This window comes from Achromobacter sp. CSND-B12, from assembly GCF_052906545.1.
Map to the genome: position 1 here is coordinate 2926059 of NZ_JBREGJ010000001.1, position 26685 is coordinate 2952743.

23 protein-coding genes are annotated in these 26685 nt (G+C 62.5%); 6 read left to right on the forward strand and 17 right to left on the reverse strand.

From position 1 onward, the window contains the following. Positions 1-2 precede the first annotated feature (2 nt). Genes ACUTAG_RS13725 through ACUTAG_RS13735 form a run of 3 tightly spaced genes read left to right on the forward strand, consistent with a single transcriptional unit; the run spans position 3 to position 2663 of the window. Complete coding sequence (locus ACUTAG_RS13725) at positions 3-749, forward strand: WbqC family protein (protein WP_054446464.1); 747 nt, start codon at positions 3-5, stop codon at positions 747-749. Next, positions 746-1714, forward strand: coding sequence for a glycosyltransferase family 2 protein (locus ACUTAG_RS13730; protein WP_054446465.1), 969 nt, complete (start codon positions 746-748; stop codon positions 1712-1714). The genes ACUTAG_RS13725 and ACUTAG_RS13730 overlap by 4 nt, the downstream gene beginning before the upstream one ends. Continuing rightward, positions 1695-2663 (forward strand): hypothetical protein, encoded by a 969-nt coding sequence (locus ACUTAG_RS13735; protein WP_222850761.1) that lies wholly within the window; start codon positions 1695-1697, stop codon positions 2661-2663. Before ACUTAG_RS13730 ends, ACUTAG_RS13735 begins: the two co-directional genes overlap by 20 nt. Before the next feature lie 13 nt (positions 2664-2676). Here the strand turns inward: ACUTAG_RS13735 and ACUTAG_RS13740 are convergent, their stop codons facing one another. The 4 genes from ACUTAG_RS13740 to ACUTAG_RS13755 all read right to left on the reverse strand — a co-directional run bounded on the left by ACUTAG_RS13740 (position 2677) and on the right by ACUTAG_RS13755 (position 9073). Further along, a complete protein-coding gene (locus tag ACUTAG_RS13740) occupies positions 2677-3540 on the reverse strand; it encodes a phytanoyl-CoA dioxygenase family protein (RefSeq protein ID WP_238866077.1) in 864 nt (287 codons plus the stop codon). A gap of 46 nt (positions 3541-3586) precedes the next feature. Further along, positions 3587-6091: a thiol-disulfide oxidoreductase DCC family protein gene (locus ACUTAG_RS13745; RefSeq protein ID WP_148317455.1), complete on the reverse strand. Its 2505-nt coding sequence runs from the start codon at positions 6089-6091 to the stop codon at positions 3587-3589. A gap of 18 nt (positions 6092-6109) precedes the next feature. Continuing rightward, positions 6110-6910, reverse strand: a complete 801-nt coding sequence (locus ACUTAG_RS13750) for a class I SAM-dependent methyltransferase (protein WP_165595775.1) — start codon at positions 6908-6910, stop codon at positions 6110-6112. A gap of 390 nt (positions 6911-7300) precedes the next feature. Further along, positions 7301-9073: a hypothetical protein gene (locus tag ACUTAG_RS13755; RefSeq protein WP_131728088.1), complete on the reverse strand. Its 1773-nt coding sequence runs from the start codon at positions 9071-9073 to the stop codon at positions 7301-7303. A 275-nt stretch (positions 9074-9348) separates the two neighbouring features. On the opposite strand from ACUTAG_RS13755, the gene ACUTAG_RS13760 reads away from it, so the two are divergent. Genes ACUTAG_RS13760 through ACUTAG_RS13770 form a run of 3 tightly spaced genes read left to right on the forward strand, consistent with a single transcriptional unit; the run spans position 9349 to position 12255 of the window. After that, the gene (locus tag ACUTAG_RS13760) at positions 9349-9918 is read left to right on the forward strand and encodes an SRPBCC family protein (protein ID WP_054446475.1); all 570 of its coding nucleotides are present in this window, start codon (positions 9349-9351) and stop codon (positions 9916-9918) included. A 39-nt stretch (positions 9919-9957) separates the two neighbouring features. Then, a complete protein-coding gene (locus tag ACUTAG_RS13765; RefSeq protein WP_102965002.1) occupies positions 9958-11376 on the forward strand; it encodes an MFS transporter in 1419 nt (472 codons plus the stop codon). Between the two features lie 12 nt (positions 11377-11388). Then, on the forward strand, positions 11389-12255 hold the full coding sequence (locus ACUTAG_RS13770) for a DMT family transporter (RefSeq protein WP_054446551.1): 867 nt from the start codon (positions 11389-11391) through the stop codon (positions 12253-12255). Here ACUTAG_RS13770 and rfbC read toward each other — a convergent pair. The 13 genes from rfbC to dapA form a co-directional block, all read right to left on the reverse strand. Then, complete coding sequence (gene rfbC, locus ACUTAG_RS13775; protein ID WP_054446481.1) at positions 12252-12797, reverse strand: dTDP-4-dehydrorhamnose 3,5-epimerase; 546 nt, start codon at positions 12795-12797, stop codon at positions 12252-12254. The two genes, ACUTAG_RS13770 and rfbC, sit on opposite strands and share 4 nt — an antisense overlap. A gap of 27 nt (positions 12798-12824) precedes the next feature. Further along, entirely contained in the window at positions 12825-13886 is a 1062-nt protein-coding gene (rfbB, locus tag ACUTAG_RS13780) for a dTDP-glucose 4,6-dehydratase (protein ID WP_054446485.1), read from the reverse strand. A gap of 67 nt (positions 13887-13953) precedes the next feature. Continuing rightward, a complete protein-coding gene (gene clsB, locus ACUTAG_RS13785; RefSeq protein ID WP_026382036.1) occupies positions 13954-15165 on the reverse strand; it encodes a cardiolipin synthase ClsB in 1212 nt (403 codons plus the stop codon). Further along, complete coding sequence (locus ACUTAG_RS13790; RefSeq protein WP_006389688.1) at positions 15162-16028, reverse strand: endonuclease/exonuclease/phosphatase family protein; 867 nt, start codon at positions 16026-16028, stop codon at positions 15162-15164. The genes clsB and ACUTAG_RS13790 overlap by 4 nt, the downstream gene beginning before the upstream one ends. Before the next feature lie 358 nt (positions 16029-16386). Continuing rightward, positions 16387-18174: an aspartate--tRNA ligase gene (gene aspS, locus ACUTAG_RS13795; RefSeq protein ID WP_049077151.1), complete on the reverse strand. Its 1788-nt coding sequence runs from the start codon at positions 18172-18174 to the stop codon at positions 16387-16389. Positions 18175-18214: 40 nt separating this feature from the next. Continuing rightward, on the reverse strand, positions 18215-18877 hold the full coding sequence (locus tag ACUTAG_RS13800; RefSeq protein WP_020925858.1) for a DUF502 domain-containing protein: 663 nt from the start codon (positions 18875-18877) through the stop codon (positions 18215-18217). Positions 18878-18894: 17 nt separating this feature from the next. Next, positions 18895-19209, reverse strand: coding sequence for an FmdB family zinc ribbon protein (locus tag ACUTAG_RS13805; RefSeq protein WP_020925857.1), 315 nt, complete (start codon positions 19207-19209; stop codon positions 18895-18897). Positions 19210-19456: 247 nt separating this feature from the next. Then, positions 19457-20740, reverse strand: coding sequence for a putative Na+/H+ antiporter (locus ACUTAG_RS13810; RefSeq protein ID WP_006389685.1), 1284 nt, complete (start codon positions 20738-20740; stop codon positions 19457-19459). Positions 20741-20867: 127 nt separating this feature from the next. Beyond that, positions 20868-21764, reverse strand: a complete 897-nt coding sequence (locus ACUTAG_RS13815; RefSeq protein WP_020925856.1) for a DUF6999 family protein — start codon at positions 21762-21764, stop codon at positions 20868-20870. Continuing rightward, a complete protein-coding gene (locus tag ACUTAG_RS13820; RefSeq protein WP_054446488.1) occupies positions 21761-23692 on the reverse strand; it encodes a StlD/DarB family beta-ketosynthase in 1932 nt (643 codons plus the stop codon). The genes ACUTAG_RS13815 and ACUTAG_RS13820 overlap by 4 nt, the downstream gene beginning before the upstream one ends. A 35-nt stretch (positions 23693-23727) precedes the next feature. Continuing rightward, positions 23728-24636: a fatty acid desaturase family protein gene (locus ACUTAG_RS13825; protein WP_148317457.1), complete on the reverse strand. Its 909-nt coding sequence runs from the start codon at positions 24634-24636 to the stop codon at positions 23728-23730. Continuing rightward, positions 24620-25396: a sterol desaturase family protein gene (locus ACUTAG_RS13830; protein ID WP_024070755.1), complete on the reverse strand. Its 777-nt coding sequence runs from the start codon at positions 25394-25396 to the stop codon at positions 24620-24622. The genes ACUTAG_RS13825 and ACUTAG_RS13830 overlap by 17 nt, the downstream gene beginning before the upstream one ends. A 122-nt stretch (positions 25397-25518) precedes the next feature. Continuing rightward, complete coding sequence (gene dapA / locus ACUTAG_RS13835; RefSeq protein WP_020925853.1) at positions 25519-26412, reverse strand: 4-hydroxy-tetrahydrodipicolinate synthase; 894 nt, start codon at positions 26410-26412, stop codon at positions 25519-25521. Positions 26413-26685: the final 273 nt, after the last annotated feature.

Genomic DNA, 26685 nt, shown 5'->3' on the forward strand with positions numbered 1-26685 from the left:
CCATGCCGCATACTTCCGCCCTGGCGACCCGGCCCGCCAAGACGCTGGCCGCCATTCAATCCTGCTATATCCCCTGGAAAGGTTTCTTCGATCTTCTGAACCGTTGCGACGAATACGTCATCCTCGATGGCGCTCAGTACGTCAAGCGCCACTGGCACAACCGCAACAAGATCAAGACCGCCAACGGCCTGCAATGGCTGACAATTCCAGTGGTTACCAAATCACGCTACGAACAGCCCATCGATGAGGTGGAAATCTCGGAACCGGACTGGGCCGAACAACACTGGCGTTCGATCGAGCAGGCCTATCGCAAGGCACCGCATTTCACTACCTACGGACCCATACTGCGGCAACTGTATGAAACCGTCGCCAAGGAAAAACTGCTGACCTTGGTCAACGAGCGATTCCTTCGCGAATTGTCCGCCCTGCTCGGCCTTCAGGTCCGCATCACGCGCGACGGTGACTACGCACCGCAGGGTAAGCGCAGTGAACGTCTGGTTGATGTCTGCCGCCGGGCCCATGCCACCCACTACGTGTCCGGCCCCTCCGCCAAGGAATACCTGGAGGAGAACCTGTTCACCGATATCGGGACCTCGGTCGAATGGATGTCGTACGGCCCATATCCGACCTATCCCCAGTTGCATGGTGACTTCGAGCACGCGGTCTCTGTGCTAGACCTGCTGTTCATGACCGGCGACCAGGCGCCGCGGTACTTTCTTTCCGGCGCGGCGGACACCTCCCCGTCATGAAGCTCTCAGTCGTCACCACCATCTACAAAACCTCGGGCCAGATCCATGAGTTCTTCGCTCGCGCCGTGGCGGCGGCGGACCTGATAGGCGCCACGGCGGAGGTCATTTTCGTCAATGACGGCAGCCCGGACAATGGGCTAGAGGTCGGTCGCGAGCTGGCCCTGGCCGATCACCGCGCCGTCGTCGTGGACCTAGCAGCCAATGTCGGACAACACCGGGCGCTGTGGACAGGCATGCGCTTCGCCACCGGCGACTATATCGGCATTATGGACGGCGATCTCGAGGAGGATCCACTCTGGCTGGTGGACTTCTTCCTCCTGATGACGAGCAGTGGCAGCGACGTCGCCTACGGCGTACAGAAAGCAAAAAAGGGGGGTCTACTGTATCGGGCCTGCCGCCACATCTTCTATTCCGCCATCAAGCTATTCACGTCCGCATCGTTCCCGCGCAACGTCGTGACGGCCCGGCTGATGACACGTCAATATCTGACAGCGCTACTGGAATACGACGAGCGCGAGATCTTCCTCGTCGGCATGATGCACATGGTCGGATTCAAGCAGATGCCCGTGGAGGTTGACAAGATCGCCTTGTCGCCCACCAGCTACTCATTGGGCAAGCTCATTCGCATTTTCATCACGCACACCACCAGCTTTTCCATCACTCCCTTGCTGGGTGTCTTCATCGCCGGCATGGTCATACTCGGACTCAGCATATTGAGCGTACTGGTATTGCTGGTGCTACACCTGACTGGCAGCATCACCGTACCCGGCTGGGCCTCGACGATGACCACATTCGCGCTCTTCAGCGGCATCAGTATTTTCTTCAACGGCATCATCGCCATCTATATCGGCACCATCTTCCTAGAGGTCAAACGGCGCCCGCTCGCTACAGTGCGCGCACTGTACAAGCAATCGCCGCCCACGCCTCACGCATCCGCCAATGATCATGGCCAACAAGCAGAATAAAACGCAGGTCTGGCGACCCTTGGGCCAGGTGCTGGATGGACCTTCCGGATTGAGTTGGGCGGCCAGCCATGCTTCCTATCCAACCGCCCGGGTACTCGATGACGACGTCGTGCGAGTCTACTTTTCATGTCGAGATGCCGACAACAGGTCCCACCTTGCCTGCGTTGACCTCAGCGTACGAGACGACAAAGTCGATCACTTGGGCCCACCGCAAGGACCTCTGCTTTCGCCCGGCCCGCGAGGCGCCTTTGACGCTGACGGCGTGACCGCTTCCTGCGTAATCGAAATCGACGGACGCCTACTTGCGTACTACCTCGGCTGGACCGTCGGCCGCTCAGTTCCTTTCACCAACTTCATCGGTCTGGCGACAGCGCCGGCCAACACCGCCGCCAAAGAGACATTCACGCGATACGGCGCAGCGCCTATCGTCGGCCGATCGGAAATCAATCCCTACACACTCGGCTACCCCTGGGTTTCGGCTGGCGCTGGCGATTGGCGTATGTGGTTCGGATCACATGTCTTCTGGGGAGCGACGGGCCTGGAGATGGAGCACATCGTACGAGAGGCCCGGTCCCCCAATGGCCTTGCGTGGAACCCTCTGCCGGGCGTGGCCGTCGATCTGGCGCGCGCTGCCGATCCCGAGGAATTTGCGATATCACGACCGGTGGTGCTGACATTGAAGCCGCGGAAATTGATGTGGTACGCACGGAGGAACCCCGGCTATCAACTCGGCTTCGCGTTCAGCGATGACGACGGGCAATCGTGGCAGCGCGACGATTCGCGCATATCGTTCGAATCCCCGGCCGCCGATTGGGAGTCCCAGGAAAGGACCTACCCCTGTGTCTTCCGTTGCGGTAGTCACTACTACATGCTCTACAACGGCAACGGCTACGGCCGTACGGGATTCGGCATTGCGCGCCTACTAAATCCCGAAAGCCTGCTGACCTGACGCAAAGCCCGAGCTACATGGCGGCGCGGCTGCCTTGTACTCGTTGCTCCCGGCCCAGGTAGTACTCCTCGACGCTTCGCGGCACCTCCAGCCCATAGCCCAACAGACTGCGCACCGAGGAATCCTCTTTCCGGTAATCTGCGCCCAACACGGCCGGCAGATCTATTTGCTGGCGGATCATCGGGATCGTATAAACGTGATTGACCGCGCGGCGATCCCAGGGCGAGCGGTTCACCGCCCCGGAATGGAAAGTCATGGCATCGAGGATGATGAAATGGCCTGCAGGCGCGACTGCCTGCAACGCAGTCTGCCGCAAAAGTTCATCGGACGGGAAGGCTTCCATCTTGTGCGACGCAGGCGCAACCAGGGTGGCGCCATTGTCATGGGTGAACTCGTCCACGCAGAATAACGCATTGATGGCCAGAGGACGCGATGAGACGAAATGTTGGTAGGGCAGATCCCGGTGCCACTTGCCCTGGTTGTATTCGCGACCGTTACCTGGATTGATCACGCCATTCTGCTGGTTGAGAACGATGTAGTCGCCCACCAGTTGGCGTACGATGGCGAGGATGTCCGGATGCCGGGCCAATTCGAGGAAGCTGGCATCGTGCGCCAGCATGGCGCGCAAGGTGTGCTGCTCGTCGATCCGGGTCAGGCGATCCCTGCCGCCCCCCTGCTGGTAGACCATTTCACGCACAGCGTCGAAACGTTCACGTAAAGCCACCATCTCGCTGGGCGAAAAACCCGCGTCATAAATAGCATAGCCAAAGGTACGAAGCGACTCGATCGCGCGCTCCACCGGCCCGCCGGAAGGCGTCTGCTCACGCACACCGTAGCGTTCAACAGGAACAAAACCCGCACTGGACTGGATTGCCATTTGTGATAACTTTGAAAATTGACCCGGCAGCCGACGTGATCGCGTATCAGGAGGCGAACGCCGTCATCCGCTTCCACCACAACCCACGCGCCTTGAGCACGACGGAGGTGCATTCGGCCATATTGTTGGAATGCCAAGCGGCCGAAGCCGCCGCTTCATACTGTACCAAATGGGCATGCAGGTCATCCGGAACTCCACGTGGCACGGCAACCAGTGCGCGGACCAGAGCCAACCCGCTTTCGCAAACTTGCTCGCTTGGAACGATCAAACGTTCTTTTAGCAGCTTGGGCCAGCGGGTCGATAGCCTGTGGATCAGGACTAGATGATCCAACGCAAACCGCCCCCTGGTATCGGCGCCCGCTTCCACGATGGCGGCGCGCAGCGCATTGTCCGAATTCAGCTTTGCGTGCGCAGCTGCCAGGATTCTCAGGAAAATACCATCCGAAAGGAAGGGATAGAGAATAGCGCCCTCCGCCATATCCGGGGCCAACGGCAATTCGTAACCAAGCTGAATCAATTGCCGGTTCACGCCCTCCTGCTCGAACTGAAATTTGCGCAAGGCGCCGGTCTCCACGTCGATATCAACAGTGCAAAGCGGCGCGCCGGCGTCCTGACGCACCCTCTCATATGTTCTCAAGCTGGTCGGGCTTGGCCACGGATATTTGATGATGCTGACCGTCATGATGTCACCCGACACGAAATAATCCCGTCGGCGTGCAGCGGCAAGCACAGGCGCAATCTGCTCCCAGCCATCCCTGTCGCATCCCAGGTTCATCCGCGCCATCCTGCGCCTTTGCGCAATAATCGAATAGCGTTCGGCGTCGTTCAAGTCATAGATGACATCGTCAGCGACACTCGCATCTCCTTCCCGGGACCGTTCGATGTCCTCCTTCTCCAACACCGCCATGCCATAGGAAAACAAAGACAGATCTTCCGCATTGAATACATTGATCTTGCCTATGCCGAAACCCAGCGGCGCCGCCCCGAACAGGCTGCGAGAGGCGCTGGCCAAGGGCCCATCGACACTATGCTCGCCCTTGACCGGCAGCCGGACCAGGAAACTTGCGGCCATCAGCAGCACCGCCAACGACACCCCCAGTGGAAATGCGTCACCACGGAACTGCCGGCCCGCGTTCCCGACTTCCACATCCAAATGCACGTCCCGGCCCAATCGGGTGTAGCGGTTAGGCAGGCTCGAGATTTCGCAAACGCCAAACAGACGCGTACGGCGATCAGCCACCCAGCGATAGGCGCGTGGTCCCAGGCCGGTCCATTTACCCAGCAGTAGGATCGGATAGAACACCCATAGGATCAGCAGTCGCCTGCTCAACAAAAGGTAAAGCTCATAGCCGGCATGACGCCCGGCTTCACTGGCGTCCGTATCGATACCGATCAGGTCGGTGAGGCCTTGCTCCAGCGAAACGCCGTGGCGGTGTGCGAAGTCCAGATTGCGGCGGATGGGTAAAAACTCGCATCTGCCAAAAATATCCAGCCGCGCAAGCAATCGCACCGTCCGATCACAAAGGTTGCAGCGATCATCAAACAACACCGCGATGGCCCCTGGCCGGGCGCCGGTGACCCCGCCAGCAGCGAACAGCGCAAACCAGAACAACAACTCGTACAGACCAAGATAGCTCAGCGACAGACCGAAGGTACTGACCAAGAAGAAGCACAGCCCCCAATAGATGGCGTATATCCGCAACCATTTGCCCATGAAGAGGCCTGGCAGCACAAGCACGTACCAAGCGAACATGCCAATGCAAATCAGACGAGTCAAATTGACATATAGCCAAGGCGACCACTCATAAATGGCCCAGCCGGTACCCGCCAGTGCCGGCATGGCCATCGGCGAAAGCATGACCCAGGCCAACACCATTCCGGAGGTCCAGGCCTCATCGTTCAGGTGCCAAGTGATCGAATACAGGCAAACGCAGAAATACGCCAGCAAGCTGACAAACTTCGCCCAGAGCAAACGGTTGTTGGAACAGGCACCGCTGATGCTCAATTGCCAACTGACGAGAGTGGCCAGCAGCGGTATGTCGCATTTGATCAGCCAGCGGTCGGCAGACAAAGTTCTTCCAGCGGGCGCCAGCAGACACAACAGCAGGACGATGGAGAACACCATCGTGCCCAATGTGGACGCGCCAAGGAAGTTATCCGCTAGGAGATTGGCGCCCCCCATCAGGAAAAAGACGGCAAACGGCGTAAAAAGACCGACCATGACCAACAGCGATAGCAGGGTCCCGATCGCCGCCCACACCAATTGGAATTGTTCGCCGCCATCGATCGCCGACAGACAAATAGCGCCATATCTGAGGCAACCCAACAGACCGGCGACTATCCTCACCAAGTCAATACGGCGTAGATCCGCTTCCAATGAGAGCTCGGATATTGCGCCACGCCTTCGAGAAAAGTTGAGAAACCGATCAATAAGGACCGTCACGCGACGTCGGATATGGGAAATGGAACAGAATCCGACCCAAAACAACACCACTGCGAGAAACAAAAAAAACTCGCGCCAAGGTGAAATTTCACTGAACGAAAATTTCACTTCCCCCCCCCAACCCAATCATTTTGTAAATTCCGCGTATAGCGTCAAGCTGTTTTTCTTGTTTCTATTAATTTTTTGCAAAAGATGGAACGGATAAAGTGCATATTTATTGAGCAATATCCGCGTCCATAGGGGAAATTCCGTTTTCCCCCAAACTTGCCTCCGCCCAGAGAGCTTCGTGCGTTCGACTTGGGACAAATTCAAAAACCTTGCCGCTGATCTCCTGACTAGAAAATCTGACAATGGCAATAACATATTTGATAATGGATAAGTCAAGCCCGCAATCGAATTCACGGTAAACCCGGCAGATTCCAGGCGGGAGCGTAGCAATTCCGGTGTATATCTGCGCAAATGCCCAGCAACATCGTCCTCAGCGCCCCAATGCGCAGGCGAACCGGGAACCAGCAAGATTCCAAGTCCGCCAGGCTTCATGCATGCGCGAGCTTTGTGCAGATACTCGGTTTCGGCAGCTTCTTCCAGATGCTCCAGCACCATGCACGACACGACCAGATCAGCCGGCTCGTCATCTTGATACTCCAGCCAATTACCCTGCCGCAACTCTAGCGCGCCGTTGTCGACATATCTTTTATTGATCTTTGCAGCATCCTCCAGGGCCTTCTCGCCAAGATCAAATCCCGTGCCGGTCCACCCCATATCGAGAAGCATTCTGGACAAATGGCCCCGTCCAATGCCAATTTCTATGAATCTGCCCGGAGCGTGATTTTTCAAGCGTTCTTCCACATAGAGATTCTGCAGAATTATTCCAGGAGCTAAGATCGGGGACTCCGTTTGATGTTTTTCCCTGCGCAGCATACTCATATCAGCTCTTTTTATCCATTCCCAAAAATGGCAATGCGATATGCACAAGGAATTCGCGCTCAACCCGCACGCAGACGCATCCGACATCGGAGTTATGGCCCCGCATAGTATTACTCACGCATTGGAAACAACGCAGGCCGCAGTAAAGTGGCATCACAGTTGGCACAAGAAGGTTTCCTTAAGATTTCCATAAGAATCATGCACCTTCGCGGCTTAAATGACGTTTTCTCATCATAACTCTTCACCCCTTGATTAGCTTCACCCGCTAAATTCAGAAAATTATTCGTTTCGTGATTTGCACTCAGGATTATTCTGTTAATGTATTTTATGTAATTTCTATGATTATTCTCTATTTGACCACCATGATTCGGTAATCAGAATCGTCGACAATCAGTCAGATTTTTCGAGATCGAAAACCGCCCATGAAAAGTCAAAAGGCCCTGAATGGAAAGAGCCGGCCGCAGCCTCGGTTGCCTTAAGGTCGGCAGCCGACAATTTTTCCAGCATTTCATGACGGCGATCGACATCTGTCCACAAGATGACCACTGCAGTCTTCTTGAACAAACCCAGCATCTTATAGGGCACAGTAGAATCCAGCTTTTGCGACACATCGGTCAACAGCATGCTCCGGTCCCATAGATAGACCCCGGCTATCGTGTCGAAGATGTTAAAGAAACTGCGTCGACCGTCAAATACGAAATCCCATCTATCATTACGCACAGGGTACTCAGGCCCCAATACGTAGTCTCCCCGATTGTATGCAAATAACATTGGCTGCGTCGGACCCGTATACCGCCTTGCTATCTGCATCGCCCACTTGGCGACCTCGATGGCCGGCGCTCCCGACACGTCTGGCGCATGGACCGACAGGCCATATCGAGTCAGACCCGCGGCAGTGCCCGCAACCAAGACCAGAGTAGCCGATAGGCAGGCCTGGATCGCCATTCTTTTAGTAACCATCTGGCCCAAGCCTGCGACCCCCAGCAGGACGGCGGCCATCGAAAGCAGAACCAACATGCTAAGTCCCAGGTCCAACCCCACCAGAACCGCGGCCTGCAATGCCAGATACGCGGAGACCGACGCCACCAGCATCAATAGCGGACGCCGTTCAAACAGGCCAGCCTGCGCCACTAACAACCCCAGCTGCAAGGCAGCCACACCATAGATGAACACTTGGTAGAAGGCGTACTGCATCACAACGGCTCGGAACGCCAAATCCCAGAGCAGCAGCCAGATCAGCGGTGCCAGGTAGAGCAGGTGAACCAAGCGATACTCGCGCTCGACCCGTGACCAGCGCCAGCCGCTGCGGGCAAGGCTGACGACCACGGCCAGGATCGCCGCGGCGAAATAAATGTACGCCCCGCCGTCCAGCAGGAACGCGTCGAACGACTTGCTAAACCAGTTTCCCTGCCCACTGAGGACGGAATACTTGGTAGTCGCCCACATAGTCGAAAGCACTTCGCTCGAAAGGGAATAATACACACGAAACACGGCCAGGCTGATAGGCAACATCACCAATCCGCCCACGACCATTGCCACTTGTCCCATCACCAAGCGCCCTAAACGCTGCGTTCGCCTGTGCATCAGAAGCATCACCAGATAAATCGGCGCGCCAGCCACCGCGACAAAGGGATGAGTCATCACCGCGAGCCCGTACAACAAACCCGCCACGAAAGGCAATGCAACGGCATCACGCCTCCAGCTCCGGATGCTCAGGGCTCCTGCCAAAAAAAATAAGGCCGCGGCGGCCACGCTCGGATACCCGGCCACGGTGGTCTGGGCGACCTGCAAATTGCAGGCGGCCAGAATGCCGGCCAGAGCCGCCGCCGCGGGTGCCATGAAACAACGCGCAAAGGCATAGGTGCTGAGAGCGATCAGGGAGAGAATGCAATAAGTGAATACGGCACTCGCCACTGCCGGCGGGAAGATCTCGAAAACCGTCGCACCGAACAGGATCCACGGCCACCGACCTGCGAAATAGATCGCGCCAAAGCGCTGAATCTGTTCGGCCTTATTCAGGAAAAGTGAGTAGTAAATAGAAGAATCCACCCATCCCGCGGCTAAGTCGGTCCGAATCTGAATCGCGGCCATGAATGCCGCAACCGCAACCAGGATGATTAGAATGTGAGCTAGGCTTTGTTGCCAGCGATTATTTGTTTTCATCTTATGAATTGGGCACGAACAACGTCAGGAAGGCCTACGGGCTTGGCGGCCAGTTCGATCGGCAGGGAGCGAAGAGGATTGCCCGGCTACATCCCAGGCATGCGCACGATACCAGCCCTTGAGACCCGGTTCAATTCACATCCCCTTCACCGTTGCATGCCTACGGGCTCTCTACCGCGATATCGGTCACTTTCCCCCCGTGCCTCCACGCCCCCATAGTGCTTTTTGCCGTTTGGTATCACAATAGAACTACAACAGGAAGTAAGGAGACAGCCATGCGCATAGCAGATGCCCAGTGGATTCCTTCGACCCAGCACCAGACCTGGGACGCCTTGACGGACGCCGCAGTCCTCCAGCAGTGCATTCCGGGTTGTATAAAGGTCGTGCAGAAGAGCCTGACCGAGTACGAGGTCACGCTACGAGCCAAGATCGGCGGCCTGGATACTGACTACGAGGGCGAGATCCTGCTCTCGGACGTCGATCCCCACAATAGCTGCACGCTGGTATTTGAGGGCAAGGGCAAAGCCGCCTGCCTCGCCATCGGCACCGCTCAAATCAATCTGACGACCAAAGACCAAGGCACGCGAGTCGCCTATACCGTTGCCGGCATGACGGGGGGTCGCCTGGCGGAATATGGCGAATCCGTGCTCCTGAAAGCGGGCGAGAAGATCATCGATAAGTTCTTCACTGCCTTCATCGACTACATGGCCAAGCAGCCGAGAGTCGCCCCGCCACCGCCACCGCCCGAACCCGCCCCCCGCGGCCTGTCCAATTCGCGCTGGTCATGGGCCATCGTGGTGCTGGTGATCGCGGTTTTCTGGGGCTACCACGCGTTTTATAAGTAATTGCCCTGATGTGCGAATGATATGCTTGGCGGCATGACCATGCCGCCGCCATCGCCGCCCCCCGACCCGGACCCCTATCTCTCTCGCCGAGATCTGTTGATGGCCATGGCCGGGGTGGCCGCCACGGTCGTTTTGGCGGCGCTGGACTCCACCATCATCAGCACCACGTTGCCACGCGTCGCCGAGGCGCTCAATGGCATGGCGTTGTACGCCTGGGTGGGCACCGGCTATCTGCTGGCAACCGCCGCATCCATCATGATCTTTGGCCGCCTGGGCGACATGTTCGGGCGCAAACCGCTCATGCTGGTATCGGTGCTGATCATCGCATTGGGCTCAATCGCCTGTGGCCTCTCCCAAAGCATGGGGCAGTTGATCGCTTTCCGTTCTCTGCAGGGCATCGGTGGCGGCATGATGATCGCCACCGCCTTCGCGGCCCCTGCGGACCTGCTGCCCGACGCCAAACGGCGCGTCCGCTGGATGGCCCTGGTCTCGGCCGCCTTCGCAATGGCCAGCGGCGTCGGCCCTGTGCTGGGCGGCGCCGTCACGCAGGCGCTCGGCTGGCGCGCGGCGTTCTTCATTTCCCCCATCGCAGCGGCGGTGGCGCTCTTCCTGCTGGCACGCTACTTTCCACGGATCCGGCCGATGCATGCCGGAGAAAGGCGCATCGACTGGCTTGGCGCCGTCCTGCTGGTACTGGCGGTGGGCGCGCCGCTGGCCGCATTGGAGCTTGGCTTCGCCACCGGCGAGCACGCCCATCCCATGATGGGCCTGGCGCTGGCTGTCGTGGGCGTGGCAGCCATCGCGCTGCTGATTCCCATCGAGCGCCGCATCGCATCCCCGATCTTTCCCTTGCGCGTCCTGACCGGCCGGGAACCCCAACTGCTGAACCTGGCGGCAATGACGGTCGGCGCGGTCATGTTTGTCCTGATTTTCTACAGCCCGCTGCTGCTACAGCAGGTACTCGGCTATACGCCGAGCGAAGCCGGCCTGCTGATGACGCCGTTAGTGGCAGCCATTTCCGTAGGCAGCATCATCAACGGGCGGCTGTTCCCCAAACAGACGGAACCGCAGCGGCTGATGGTGTTTGGCGGCCTGCTGATGGCCATTGGTGCACTGATGGTGCTGCTGATCACGCCGGGCACTTCGGTATGGTGGATCCTGGCGGCGTTTTTCCTAAACGGGTGCGCGCTGGGCTTCCTGCTTCCGAACCTGACGCTCTTCATGCAAATGCTGAGCGAACGCCGCGATGTCGGCGTGGCCTCGGCGCTTGTACAGACCACCCGCGCCATCGGCAGCGCCCTGGGCACGGCAATCGTCGGCATCCTGATCTCGCACAGTACGGTACTAAACGGAGTGCGCACGGGACTGGTGCTCTGTATCGTCCTATCCGTGGTATGCGCCATCCTGGCGCATCGGGTCAAGATGAAGAATCTGGTGACCCAACGGAAGCAAGGCTGATTTTCCATGACGATGCGTCGACAAGATCTTTGGGAATTGCTATTCCTTGCCGCGGTGTGGGGAGGCTCGTTCCTGTGCATGCGGATTGCCGTACCGGAATTCGGTCCCATAGCGCTGATCGAGTTGCGCGTGGGCTTGGCCGCGTTGTTTCTGCTGCCTGCCGCCGCCTGGCGTGGCAAACTGCCGGCGATTCGTCGCCATTGGAAGACGATCCTGGTGGTGGGCGTCTTGAACGCCGCGGTGCCATTCCTGCTTTACGCCTATGCGGCGCAGTCGCTGGGCGCGGGTTTCCTGTCCGTCGCCAATGCCGTCACGCCAGTATGGGGCGCCGTGATCGGCTGGCTCTGGCTCAAGGACAAGTTGCCATGGACACGATCAGTGGGCCTGCTGATAGGATTTGGCGGCATCATCGTGCTCGTCTGGGACCGGCTCGACTTCCAGGTCGGAGGCACTGGCCCGGCCGTACTGGCCGCCATTTCCGCTCCGGTTTTCTACGGCGTCGCCGCCAACTGGACCAAACGCTACCTGACGGGCGTGGATGCCCTGGCCAATGCCACGGGCAGCATGATCGCAGCCTCCTTGGTGCTGTTGCCGCTAGCGATATCGGCGTGGCCAGTGCATCCCGTGTCGTTCGAAGCCTGGCGCGCCACTGTTCTACTGGCGGTCGTCTGTACGGGCGCGGCCTACATCGTGTTCTTCAGGTTGATCGCCAATATCGGCCCAACGGCTGCGGTAAGCGTTACCTTCCTCGTGCCGGTCTTCGGCGTGCTCTGGGGCGCCTGGTTCCTCGACGAAGCCATCACGGCCTCGATTGCGACGGGCGCCGGTATCATTCTGGGGGGGACAGCCTTGGCCCTTGGCCTGGTAAAACGTGCCTAGCTGAACATTTCTGCATCGGCGAACGCAACCCCGTTACAGTCCTTGGGTGACAGGATCGGGCGACGCGCCAGTGGCCACTCGACACCCACGACGGGATCATCCCATTGCAGGCAACGCTCGCACTCTGGGGCATAGTAATCGGTCGACTTGTAGACCGAACTGGCGAACTCCGACAACACCACAAATCCATGCGCGAAGCCCTCCGGCACCCATAGCTGGCGTTGATTCTGGGCCGAGAGAATGGCGCCAACCCACTTTCCGAAGGTCGGCGAAGACTTGCGCAAGTCGACTGCCACGTCGAAAACCTCGCCTTCGACGACACGCACCAGCTTTCCCTGCGGGCGGCCGATCTGATAATGCAGACCGCGCAAAACGTGGCGCGCCGAACGCGAATGGTTGTCCTGAACGAAATCTACCGATCGCCCCACGGCGGCGTCCAGGGCGTGCTTGCGATAGGTTTCCATGAAAAATCCCCGCTCGTCGCCGAACACGGTGGGTTCGACGAGCAACACATCGGAGATCTGCAGCGGTGTCATCTTCATCGCGCTACCGGGCGGAAAACAGGGCCCTTACGAAGCATACTGTTTGGCGACCCAGTCGCGATATGCACCGCTGGTGACATTCGCCACCCACTGCGGATTATCGATATACCACTGCACCGTTTTACGGATACCGGATTCGAAGGTTTCCGCCGGCTTCCAGCCGAGCTCCTGCGCAAGCTTGGTGGCGTCGATGGCATAGCGCCTGTCATGGCCGGGACGATCTTTCACGAAGGTGATCTGCTCCCGGTACGAGCGGCCGTCGGCCCGCGGCCGCAATTCGTTCAGCAACTCGCAGACCGTGGCCACCACGTCCAAGTTCGGCATTTCGTTCCAGCCACCAACGTTATAGGTTTCGCCGGGCCGGCCAGCCTCCAGCACGCGTCGGATCGCGGCGCAGTGGTCCTTGACATACAGCCAATCACGCACCTGCTGGCCGTCGCCATAGATCGGCAATGGCTTCCCTGCAAGAGCATTGTGGATGATCAACGGGATGAGTTTTTCCGGAAAGTGATAAGGACCGTAGTTGTTGGAACAATTGGTCGTGAGCACCGGCAGGCCATAGGTATGGTGATACGCGCGAACCAGATGGTCGCTGGCCGCCTTGGTGGCGGAATACGGACTGTTGGGCTGGTACCCGTTAGTTTCCTTGAAGGCAGGGTCCTGTGCGTCCAGCGAGCCGTAAACCTCGTCGGTCGACACATGGAGAAAGCGGAAAGCCTGGCGCGCCCGACCTTCCAGGCCGGTCCAGTAGGCCCGCACGGCTTCCAGCAGATGGAAGGTGCCGACGACGTTGGTCTGGACGAAAGCGTCCGGGCCATGGATGGAGCGGTCGACGTGCGATTCGGCGGCAAAATTCAACACCGCTCGCGGCTGGTGTTTGCACAGCAATGCATCCAGCAATGCGCGATCCCCGATATCACCCACGACCAACTTGTGCCGTGCATCACCGTCCAACCTTTCCAGGTTGCCTGGATTGCCCGCATAGGTCAGTTTGTCCAGATTGATGACCATTTCGTCATCATGTTCAAGCCAATCCAGAACAAAATTCGAGCCAATAAAACCTGCACCACCGGTAACAATTATGCTCATGACGATAGGCCCCACAGCATATAAGTGACTATTCCGTAGCCACGCAGTTTAACCTTCGCCGGTAGGTTCAGTACTTATCCGACGTCCCCGTCAGCGCCACCCCGATCCGCAACAACGTATAAGACACCGCGTCCACCCAGCGCCGCACCCATCCACGCCGCTGGTAATCCAGGGGCCGGATGAAACGCCCGCCTTCCTGGATCGCCGTCTCCAGGCGCTCCTGCAGGTCCCAGGCGAACGGCTGGTCATCGATCACCACGTTGGCCTCCCGCGCCAGCAGCAGGCTGAAGGGGTCCAGGTTGGACGAACCCACCGTGGCGACATTGTCGATCACCGCCACCTTGGCGTGCAGGTAGCTCGGCATGTATTCGTAGATCTCGATGCCGTCGCGCAGCAGCTGGTCGTAGAGCGAGCGGGTAGCGTGGTACTGCATGCGGTATTCGATCTTGCCCTGCAACAGCAGGCGCACGCGCACGCCGCGCGCGGCGGCCTTGGCCAGGGCGCGGCGGAACTGGCGGCCGGGGAAAAAATAGGCGTTGGCGATGAGGATGTCGCGGCGTGCCTGGGTGATGCCGTAGAGATAGGCGCGTTCGAAGGTCTGGCGGAAACGCAGATTGTCGCGCAGCACCAGCGCGGCGCGCAGCGTGCCACAGGGCGCCACCGGCGCATGGCTGGGCTTGGTCAGCCGCATGCGGCTCCAATCGCGCGGATGGCGCCGCAGGCGGGCCCAGTTCAGGCGCACCCACAACAGATCCTGCGCGTAGGCCGCCTCGGTCACCAACGGGCCGCGCACCTGCACCGCGAAATCGAAGCGCGGCGCCGAAATGCCATCGGTGGGATCGAGATCGTCGTAGTCGTCGATGATGTTGATGCCGCCGATGAAGGCGACGTTGCCATCAACGATGGTGACCTTGCGGTGCAGGCGCCGCAGGCGGCTACGCGAGGGAATGAACTTCGCGAACCAGCGCGGCTCGGGGCGGAAGATGCGGCATTGCGCGCCGGCGCCGGTCAGGCGTTCGCGCAGGGTCTCGGCGGTCTCGGCCGCGCCGAAGCCATCGAGCACCACGCGCACCTTGACGCCGCGCGCGGCCGCCGCCATCAGGCAATCCAGCACCTTCACGCCGGTGCGGTCCAGCATGAAGATATAGGTTTCCAGATGCACGCTGGATTGCGCCGCGTCGATCGCCTGGCACAGCGCCGGAAAGAAGTCGGTGCCGTTCTGCAGCAGCCGGATGTCGTTGCCGTCGGTCCACTCCAGCCTGACCTGCTCGGCCTTCACGGGAGTTCCAGCTCGGCCAGCAAGGGGGAATGATCGGACAGCCGCGCCCATTCGCGGCCGCGCAGCACGCGCGCGCTGCGCACGGCGAAGCCGCGCTGGTAGATGCGGTCCAGGCGGAACCAGGGGAACACGGCCGGAAAGGTGCGCGGCGGCGGCAGCAACAGGCGCGAGCTGCCGTCCATGCCGAGCTGGTTGGTGCGCTCCAGCACCGAAACGCCGCTGTTGGGCAGGCCACGCAGGGCGTTGCTCAGGCGCTTGACCGAATCGCGCAGGCGCGGCAGTTCGCCGCCATGGCTGCGCGGCGCGTGCGAGAACACCTCGTACAGGCCCAGCTGCTGCACGAACAGCGGCGCCAGGCGGTCGCCCCAGTCGTTGAAATCACCGGCGATCAGTATCGGTTCGCCGTCGGGCACCATGCGCCGGATGCGCTCGGTCAGCGCCAGGATCTGGCGGCTGCGGCTGCCGGCGAACAGACCCAGGTGCACCACGAAGCAATGCACCGATCGGCCATCGAGCTCGATGGTCGCGTGCAGCAGGCCGCGCTGCTCCAGGCGATGGTCGGAGATGTCCTGGTTTTCATGATCGAGGATGGGAAAGCGCGACAACAGCGCGTTGCCGTGGTCGGTTTCGTGGCGAATCGCATTGCGGCCATAGGCCACGTCCAGCTTGAGCGCGGCGGCCAGCGATTCATGCTGGGCGTCGAGCAGCGATTTCTGCTCGTTGCGGCCCTGCACTTCCTGCAGGAAGACCAGGTCGGGGCGCAGGCCATACAGGCCCAGGCGCAGTTCGTTCAACGAGTCGCGGCGGCCCAACGCCGAGCGACCTTTATGGATGTTGTAGCTGACGACACGGATGAGCGACATGGAGGAGATGGCGCCTTCTCAAGACAGTGAAACCGCCAACCGAGGCCCACAAAAAAGAAGAGCCCCGGCAAGCACCGCCAACCCAGGCGGCGTTTGCCAGATTACTCCAATTCCGTGAACCCTTCCCACCTCGGAGACACCCTGAAACGCAGCGAACGGGCCCGGCGGCGGCTCAGAGGCGCATCCGCTCAGGCAAAGCCCCGCACCCGGGACGCCCCCAAGCCGAGCACACACAAGGCAAGCAGAAAAACGCCACAAACCCGAGACACCATCCCTAGCCAGGCCGCCGGGATCCGGCTCCGCCGGTCCCGCGCGGCGCCCCCTTGAGGGGGAGCGCCGCAGACGCTCGGGGGTGGGCCTACTTCGGCTCAGCGTTGCGCAGGCGGATGTGCAGCTCGCGCAGCTGCTTCTCGTCGACTTCCGACGGCGCCTGGGTCAGCAGATCCTGGGCGCGCTGGGTCTTCGGGAAAGCGATCACGTCACGGATCGATTCGGCGCCGGTCATCATCGTGACGATGCGGTCCAGGCCGAAGGCGATGCCGCCGTGCGGAGGCGCGCCGTACTGCAGCGCGTCCAGCAGGTAGCCGAACTTCTCGCGGGCTTCCTCGGCGCCGATCTTGAGCGCGCGGAACACCTTGCTCTGCACTTCCTCGCGGTGGATACGGACCGAGCCGCCGCCGATTTCCCAGCCGTTCAGGACCATGTCGTAGGCCTTGGCGAACGCCTTGCTGGGATCGGTCTCGAGGAAGTCCTCGTGGCCGTCCTTGGGGCTGGTGAAGGGGTGATGCGCGGCGGTGTAACGGCCGTCTTCCTCGTCGTATTCGAACATCGGGAAGTCGACCACCCACAGCGGCATCCAGCCGGCGGTGAACAGGCCGGTCTTCTTGCCGAATTCGCTGTGGCCGATCTTCACGCGCAGTGCGCCGATGGCGTCGTTGACGACCTTCTCGCGGTCGGCGCCGAAGAAGATGATGTCGCCGTCCTGCGCGCCGGTGCGCTTGACCAGTTCGGCCAGGGCGGCGTCATGCAGGTTCTTGACGATGGGCGATTGCAGGCCGTCGCGGCCCTTGGCCACTTCGTTGACCTTGATGTAGGCCAGGCCCTTGGCGCCGTAGATGCCGACGAACTGGGTGTAGGCGTCGATCTCGCTGCGCGACATCTCGGCGCCGCCGGGCACGCGCAGGGCGACCACGCGGCTGCCGGGCGCCGTGGCGGCGGCGGCGAACACCTTGAAGTCCACGTCGCGCATGACGTCGGTCATGTCGGTGAATTCGAGCTGCACGCGCAGGTCGGGCTTGTCCGAACCGTAGCGACGCATCGCTTCGGTCCAGGTCATGATGGGGAACGGGTTGGCCAGGTCGACCCCCTGCACCACCTTGAACACGTGGCGGATCATGTTCTCGAAGATCTCGCGGATCTCGAGCTCGTTCAGGAACGAGGTTTCGCAGTCGATCTGGGTGAATTCAGGCTGGCGGTCGGCGCGCAGATCTTCGTCGCGGAAGCACTTGGTGATCTGGTAGTAGCGGTCAAAGCCCGACACCATCAGCATCTGCTTGAACAGCTGCGGCGACTGCGGCAGCGCGAAGAAGTGGCCGGCGTTGACGCGCGAGGGCACCAGGTAGTCGCGCGCGCCTTCGGGCGTGCTCTTGGCCAGCATCGGGGTTTCGATGTCGATGAAGCCCAACTGGTCCAGGAACTTGCGGGTTTCGATCGAGACGCGGTAGCGCAGCATCAGGTTGCGCTGCATCTGCGGGCGGCGCAGGTCCAGCACGCGGTGCGTCAGGCGGGTGGTTTCCGACAGGTTGTCGTCGTCCAGCTGGAACGGCGGCGTAACCGACGCGTTCAGGATCTCGACTTCCTTGCACAGCACTTCGATTTCGCCCGAGGCCAGCTCGGCATTGGCGGTGCCCGCCGGACGCTCGCGCACCAGGCCGGTGACGCGGATGCAAAACTCGTTGCGCAGGCGCTCGGCGGTGGCGAAGGCGGCGTTATCCGGATCGAACACGATCTGCGCCAGGCCCGCGCGGTCGCGCAAGTCGATGAAGATGACCCCGCCGTGGTCGCGGCGGCGGTTCACCCAGCCATACAGGGTGACGGTCTGGCCGAGATGGTCGCGGCAAACCTGGCCGGTGTAGCAGGTACGCATCGGGATAACTCCGTTGTGTGCTTGGTAGTAGCGTAAAGGGTTACAGGTCGACGCCCGGCGCGCGCTGCGCGTCCGGCGTCGGGGAGGACGGCGCCGGCCGGGCGCCCGGCGCGGCCGGACCCGGGGCGACGACGCCCATGGAAACGATGTACTTCAAGGCCGCGTCCACGCTCATCTGCAGGTCCACCGTGTCGGCACGGGGCACCATCAGGAAGAAGCCGGACGTGGGATTCGGCGTGGTCGGCACGTACACGCTGATGTGGTCGCCGGGCAGCCGTTCGGCCACTTCGCCGCTGGGCGTGCCGGTGACGAACGCGATGGTCCAGCTGCCGGCGCGCGGATACTGCACCAGCACGGCGCGGCGAAACGCCTGGCCGTTGGGCGCCAGCACGGTATCGCTGACCTGCTTGACCGAGTTGTAGATCGAGCGCACCAGGGGAATGCGGCCCAGCAGGTTTTCCCACTGGTCCACCATGGTACGGCCGATCAGGTTGGCCGCGAAAATGCCCGTCAGCAGCACCACCACGATGACCAGAACGAAGCGGAAGCCGGGGATGTCGACGCCGAACAGCGATTCGGACGACAGGAAGCCAGGCACGAACCCTTCGAGGGTGGCGACCAGCAGACCCAGCACCCACACCGTGATGACCAGGGGAACCCAGATCAGCAGGCCGGTGATGAAGTACTTTTTGATGACGCGCATACGCATCGCGCGGGTACTCAGGAGGCGCTGGCCGGTCCCGCGGCGGGCGCGGGGGCAGCGGCCGGAGCCGGTGCGCTGGCGGCCGGCGCGGCGCTGTCAGCGGGCGCCGACGGGGCGCTGGCGCCGGTGGCCTGCTGGCCGCCGCTGCCGTTGCCGCGGAAATCGGTGACGTACCAGCCCGAGCCCTTGAGCTGGAAGCCAGCCGCGGTCACTTGCTTGGAAAACGTGCTCTGGCCGCATTCGGGGCAAACCGAAAGCGGCGCGTCGGAAATCTTCTGCAGAACGTCTTTGGCATGGCCACAGGCGCTGCACTTGTAGGCGTAGATGGGCATCGAGGGCTCCCAGGCGCGGGCCCGGTGTATCAGTGACCGTCGGCCGGACGTGGCGCAAAACCAGGGGCGCGAGGAGTCCTCCAAGAGGAGGCCCCGGGGCCGGAGCTGGCGCTGGACCGAACAACGGCCGGGCACGGCCGGAAAAATACGGGAAAGTCTTGAATTTTAGCGGTTTTTCGTGAAAGGCCGGCGGCACCCTCACGGCGGGGCGCCCGGGGGCTCCGTCAGAGGTGCGCGCCCCGCTCCGTCAGACGGGCAGCAGGAACATCAGGGCAGCCACCGCCGTCGGCCCCAGGGCAGACAAAAACAGCCGCCCGGACGAAATGCTGCCATCGGGGAAATGGTTCTTCAGGATGGCGAAACCGGCCGGGTTCGGCGCGTTGGCGATCACGGTCAGGCCGCCTCCGGTCACGGCGCCCGCCACCAGCATGTAGCGCCAGGCTTCGCTGGTGCCTTCCACCAGCGAACCGAGGTAGGTCAGCGCGGCGTTGTCGGTGATGGCCGTCAGCGCGGTGGCGCCCCAGAACAGCACGAACGGCTCCAGCCCGCCCAGCAGGTCCTGCAGCCACCACTTCTGCAGCCCGCCCAGCACCACCAGGCCCGCCAGGAAGAAGCCCACCATCAGCCCCTCCTTGATCAGCAGGCGGTTCTGGTGGCGCTTGTAGGCCTCGGCAAAGCCGATGAACATCATCAACAGGCCCAGGAAGATCGCCGGGTGGTGCGCGCTCAGCACCACCGCCACCAGGAACACCAGGTGGATCAGCATCACCAGCGCCGGCACCGGCGGGCGGTTGTCCTTGCCTTCCGGCGCATCGACGCCGCCGCCCGTGCCCACCGAACGTTCCAGCAGCGCCTTGCGGCAGATGAAGGTCAAGAGGCCCGCGTTCAGGCACACCGCCACCGCCGCGCGCCAGCCGAAATGCTGCGCCATGAAAGTCGAATCCCAGCCGAAGGTGGACGCCACCATCAATACCGGCGGCGCCGCGTAGGAGGTCAACACGCCGCCGATCGACACGTTGACGAACAGCACGCCCAGCGTCAGGTACTTGAAGCCGGCGCGGCCGCTGCTGCGGAAATAGGCATCGCGCAGCAGGATCGCCGCCAGCGTCATGGCCGCCGGCTCGGTGATGAACGAACCGCCGAGCGGCACCAGCGACATCACCACGAAGAACGTGGCCAGTTCACGCGGCAGCGGCAACACGCGCGCCGTGGCGCGCACCAGCAGTCCCACCAGTTCCAGGATCGGCCGGCTGGCCGCCACCACCATGATGGTGAAGACGAACAGCGGCTCGGTGAAATTGCGCGTGTCCATGTAGCCGATGGCCGATGACGGCCCGGTCAGCGCCGCCATCGCCACGATCAGGGCAAACGCCCACACGCCGAACACCGCCTCGACCTCGGCCAGCAGGTGCCAGAAACCGGCATGGGGCCCGCCGCGATGGGCCAGGCGGGCGAACATGGGAACGGAGAAGGTATGCAGCACCGCCACGCCGAACAGGACGGTGGCGATGAGTTCTATGGGCTGAGGCATCTGAAGCGCTTCCGGTATGAAGGCCCGGGCCGCGCGCACGCGACCCGGAATCGGCGGACAAGGGTCGCACTATAGCGTAGCGAACCCGCCCCGCCCTACAGGGACAACGCTAGGATTCGCCCACTTTTCAGGCGATCGGCGCGGGCGGCTCGCCGCCCTGCTGCGCGTCGCGCATCTCCATTAGCAGGCTGTGCAGCATCTCGGTCGACAGGCCGTGCAGCACCAGGCGATAGCCGGCGCGCAGGGTCGACATCGGCACCAGCGGATGGCTGTTGTTGACCAGGATCAGGTGCTGCGGCGCGCCCAGCAGCTTGGCCGCGTAGATGCCGATGGTCTCGTCCAGCTGCAGCGAATTGGCTGCGCGCCAGAAGTCGTTGTCGGTCAGCATCAATTGATACAGCGGCGTGAATAGCTCGATGGCGCTCTGCAGGTCGAGGAAATTCAGTTTGCCCTGCGGCATATCCTCAAGCTTCAGATCAGGATCGCGGATCATCGAGAAGTCGACGCGCTCGGGCGCATGCATCTCCACGCCGGCATCGCGCAGGGCCTGGTTCAGGCGGATCACGAAGTTGAACAGGTTCAGGTCGTGCTTGACGAACAGCTCGTCCTTGAGATCGTCGATCTCCATCGGCTCGAGCGGCGTGGTGGCCACGCGCACGGGCGAATTGGCGGCGATGAACGCCAGGATCTGCGCGCCCAGATGGAAATGCCGCAGGATCAGCCAGTTGGCCTCGGGCGACACGAAGCGCTTCAGGCCCCACGCCAGGATGCGATGCAGCAGCCGCGAATGCGACCAGCGGCGCGGCAGGAAGGTCTTGATGACCTGGATCAGGATGATGCAGGCGCGCGCCAGCGGCCGCAGGAACGGCAGCAGGTACTGGCGCGAGCCGCAGCTCGAATCGGTCAGCCAGGCCTTCTTGACCTTGTCCGGCAGGGGCGTGCTGCGATCCAGGTACAGCGCCAGCCACGGGCTCGGATCGGCGGGATCGTGCCCCTTGGCAAGGAATTCGGGTTCCCTGTTCATGCGGCCTCGTCCTCCATCACATGATGAAACTGCATCAGGTACAGCGCGGCGGTGCGGCGCGCGGTGTCGACGATGCGCCGCTCGGCGCGGCCGTCTTCGTCGCAGTCCAGCGCCAGTTCCACCGCGGTCAGCCAGCGCGCCAGGTGGTTCTCGTCGTTGTGGCCATGGTATTCCAGGAAGCGGAAGGCGTCCGGCGGCAGCTTCAGGCTGGCCTTGAGCAGCGGCAGCAGGGCCGGCACGATGCGCTGGCCCGTGCCCTCGATGATGTAGATGGCGCCCAGGAGGCCGATCGGATCGCGCGTGGCGGCCAGGCTGTGCAGATAGGCGTTGAGCGCCTCGCCGCCGGGATTGCGGCGCAGCGCATCGATGTTGTCGATGCTGCCGCCGGCCGTGCGGTAGTCCTGGAACAGGATCTGGAAGTCGTTCTGCTCCTCGCCGGCGTGCATGTCGATCAGCGCGGCCAGCGGCTGGTATTGCTCGGTCAGCGAAGCCGCGCCTTCGCGCATCCACTTGCTGCCCTCGCGCACCTGCGGAATCCAGTTCTCCATCCAGTTCAGGTAATCGGCGGTCTGGAAGCGGCGGTTGCGCAGGCGCCGCACCACCGGCGTGCGCCAGACGCGCGAGCGGTAGTCGTGCCAGATCGCCGCCAGTTCGGTCAGCAACTGGCCCAGCCCCTGCGGCGCCATGTCCGGATCGTGCGGCGGCGCGATGGCGTCGGCATCGGCGCTGTGGGCGTCCTCGCGCCCGGCCCCGGCCGGCGTGGCGCCCACGGCCACCGAGGGCGCGGCGTCATGCGCGGCCTCGGCCTCCAGCAGCATGTAGGCCGCCATGAACCGGCCCGACTCGGGGATGTAGCAGAAGATCTGCTCGCCCGGCTTGATCTCACGGGTTTCGAGGAACTCGGCCAGCATGATCAGGATCGACGCCGCGCCGGTGTTGCCGCGCCAGGCCAGGTTGCTGAACCAGCGCTCGCGCGGAATCACCAGGCCGGCCTTCTCCATCAGGTCCTCGACCACCGGAATGAATTTCTCGGAGGAGTAATGGCACAGGAAATGATCGACCTGGTCCGGATCCAGCCAGCCGTCGCGCACCAGCTTGGCGTACTCGTGGATGCCGATGTCGAACAGGTGCGGCAGCAGGCGGATGTCCTGGCGCAGCGACAGCGCGCCGTCGGCCTCGGCCTCGTTCCAAGACGGATAGTCCAAGTGGCCCTTCTGCCGGTCGGCCGACAGGCCCAGCTGCATGCACACCGGATAGTCGCCCGAGAACGAACGCTGGTGCACCCACTTCAGGCGCAGCCGCACGCCCTTGGACGCGCCGGGCAGCGGCCGGCCGCCGCGTCCCAGCAGCAACGCGCCGGCGCCATCGGACAGCATCCAGCGCAGGAAATGCGCGTCGAAGTCGGCGTCGTAGCCGCGCGCGGCAAAGCGCGAACGCTTGAACAGGCGCGACGGCAGCTCGGCCGCGACCGCCAGCGCGCTGGCATGGCCGCCCATCTCGACACCCTGCGCCGCCACCTGGATCGCCGACACGCCCGCGGCGCAGATGCCGTGCACCGACAGCGTCTCCATCGGATGCGCGGCCAGCTCGCCCTGGATCATGTTGGCAAAGCCCGGCATCAGCGCGTCGCCCCCGGACGACCCGCTGGTCAGCAGCGACACGTCCGCCAGGTCGCCGTCATTGCGCCGCAGGCAATCGCGGATGGCGTTGGCGGCCAGCTGCGCGTTGGTGAAGACGGTGGCGCCCTCGGCATCGATCGCGTAGTAGCGCTGCTTGATGCCGTTCTCGGCCAGGATGCGGCTCTTGATGCGGCTGGACATGCGGTTCAGCGGCGCGATGTAGCTGTCCATGGCCTCGTTGGACACGGGTTCGCCCGGCATGAAATAGCCGGCGCTTTCCAGGTAGACACGATTGAACGCGATAGGCATGGCGGGTCTCTAGTGGCAGGTATGGGGTTGCGGCGCTAGCGCACGTGCTCGGGCGCCATACACGAACGGCTGCGAAAGCGCGGCAGGAAGGTGCCCAGCACGAACACGCGGAACATGTACGGCGTCAGGCCGCCTTCGTTCAGCGCGGGTGTCACGCGGGCCCGGTAGTAGTCGCGATGCAGCGTGGTCAGTTCCGACCAGTGCGCGCGCGGGTTCTCGTGGTGCGCGGTATGCAGGCCGATGTTGAACAGCAGCGGATTGACCAGTCCTTCGAAATTGCGGGCGTAGTTCAAGCCGGCGACGGCGCGCGGCCCGCCATCGGCGTGCGCGTGTTGCAGGTAGTTGGTGGCCAGCAGCCAGTGCAGGCCGTGCAGTTGCGGAACGATGACGAACACCAGCGCCTTGACCGGATTGATGGCCAGCAGGCCGCCCCACAGCCCCAGCCAGGCGCCGTACTGGCACATGCAGTAGCGCCACGCGCCCGGCCAGTGCCGGCGCAGCCGTCCCAGCCAGGCAAAGAACAGCGGATACAGCACCCACACGGCCTGCACCGGATGGATCAGGTAGCCCCATAGATGATTGGTGTCGCCGCCAAAGCGATAGGTGCGCGCCACGTCGCGCGCGCCATGCTTGTAGCGATGATGGTTGGCCACGTGCGCCGGATAGAACACGAAGGTCGGATGCCCCTGCAGCAGCGTGATCCAGAAATCGGTGGCGCGGTTGGCCCAGCGGCCATGCCACATGCGGATGTGCGTGTGGTTGTGATGAATCACGCCAATGCCCAGCGTCAGGAACAGCATCAGCGCGTACAACGGCCACCAGAAGCCGTGCAGCCACTGCCACGCCGCCAGGGCGGGCAGCGCGCCCAGGTAGGCCAGGCTCTGCCAATCGCGCCGGTTGCGCAGCGCTGGCAGCCGGCGCGTCTTGCTAAGCCCGTCCGCCAAGCGATTCTCGCTGCCGGAAAGCCTCCAGCTGGGGCGCGGCCGCCTCGGCCTTCAGCCGGGTGCGGAACAGGCGGTCCATGAACGTGAACTGGAAACCAAAATTGCCGTTGTAGCAGGCGTGGTGCAGGTGATGCCGGCGGCTCGCCGCAAACCAGTGCGCATACGACACGTTGGGAAAGAAGTCGTAGTTGGCGTGGCCGATGCAATTGAAGAACAGGCTGAACAGCGGCACCGACGCCAGCGACCAGAAGCTGAAATCATGCAGCACCATCGGCAGCATGATGACGTTGCCCAGCATCAGCGCCTCGATCGGATGGAAGCTGTAGGTCGAGAACGGGGTGGTCACCACCGAACGGTGGTGCGGCAGGTGGAAACGGCGCAGCAGCTTGGTGTGCAGCAGCCGGTGATTGATCCAGAAATGCACGTCGTTCCAGGCCACCAGCGCCAGGATCTCCAGCGTGATCTTCTGCCAGCTGGCGTCGGGGTCCAGGTGCGCCCAACCCAATTGCAGCAGGCCCCAGGGAAAGATCATGCCGGTGCCGAACAGCAGGATCGACACGCCCGACTGCGTGAACTCACGGCGCAACTGGCCCGGCGCCAGCGGCCGCGGATCGAGCGGCCGGCCGATGCCCAGCGCCGGCAGGATGCGCTGGGTCAGCAGCCAGGTGGCCGCGCCGAACAGCAGGTAGATGCCGCCGAAGAACAGCAGGCCCGCCAGCATGACCTGCCAGGCGGACAACGCGACAAAAGCTTGGGCCATGAACGTTTTGTTTCACCCCGGAGAATGGCCGCATCATAAGCAATCCGCCAGCCTCGCGGGGAGACATTTATTACCAAATGAATCCGGGCGCCACAAAGAAGCAGTCCATGCCGCGCTTGCCGCTATTGGCAGGGAAACTGCCGGTTCAGGCCCGCGACCACCGCATCCATGCGCCGGGCCAGGGCCGCGCTGGCCGCCGGCATGGGCTCTCGCAGCTCGTCGCTGAGCAGTCCCTGGCGCCCCAGTTGCGCCTTCACCGGCCCCGGATTGGGTTCGGCGAACGCCAGCTGGATCACCGGCGCCAGCGCCTGGAACAGCTTGCGCGCCAGGTCCAGCTGCTGCGCCCGCACCGCCTGGTACATGGCCACGAACAGGTCGGGCCGGATGTGCGCCGCCGCCGCGATCAGGCCGCTGCCGCCCAGGCACAGCAGCGACAGCGATTGCAGGTCCTCGCCCGCCAGCACGTTCATGTTGCCGTCGGCGATCAGCGCCAGGGTCTTGTCGAGCGAACCGCCGCAGTCCTTGATGGCCGCGATGTTCGGATGCGCGGCCAGCGATAACAGGGTCGAGGTTTCCAGCGTCGTTCCTGTGCGGTATGGAATGTCGTACAGCACCAGGGGAAAGCGCGAGGCATCGGCCAGGCTGCGGAAGTAGGCGGCGGCGCCTTCCTGGCCGGGCCGCACGTAGTACGGCGCCGGCGCCAGGATGCCGGCCAACGGCCGGGTGCCGAACGCGGCCAGGCGTTGCAGCACGTGGCCCTGGTGGTTGCCGGCCAGGCCCATCACCACCGGCATGGCGCCGGCCTCGGCGAGCACGGCATCCAGCACCGCCAGTTGCTCGGCGTCATCGAGCGCCGCGGCTTCGCCGGTGCTGCCGCACACGACCAGCCCGTCGACGCCCGCCGCCGCGAAATGGCGCACCAGGCGGCGCAGAGCCCCGCCATCGACAGCGCCGCCGGAGAACGGCGTCACCAGGGGAATCCAGACGCCTTGGAACGGGGATTGATGAGTTTGCATGAACACTCCTTCGGTGTAAGCGGACCGCGGTTGGACCGTACAGAAGTGCTCGGGATACTGGGGGTGCGCGCGAAGGCGCCGTGGCGCCGCCGTGAGGCCGCTGTTCCGTCGCCCATCTGACGGAACAGCATGCTCCGGTCAGATGAGCGGCTGTTTTTTGGATTTCAGGCCGGCGCAAACCGTCGCCACGCCAAGGGCGCGGAACAGCAAAGCGGACGAGATGGCCTGAGGAATCATGAATGGAATAAGAGGTTGAAACCGGCCGCAGGCGGC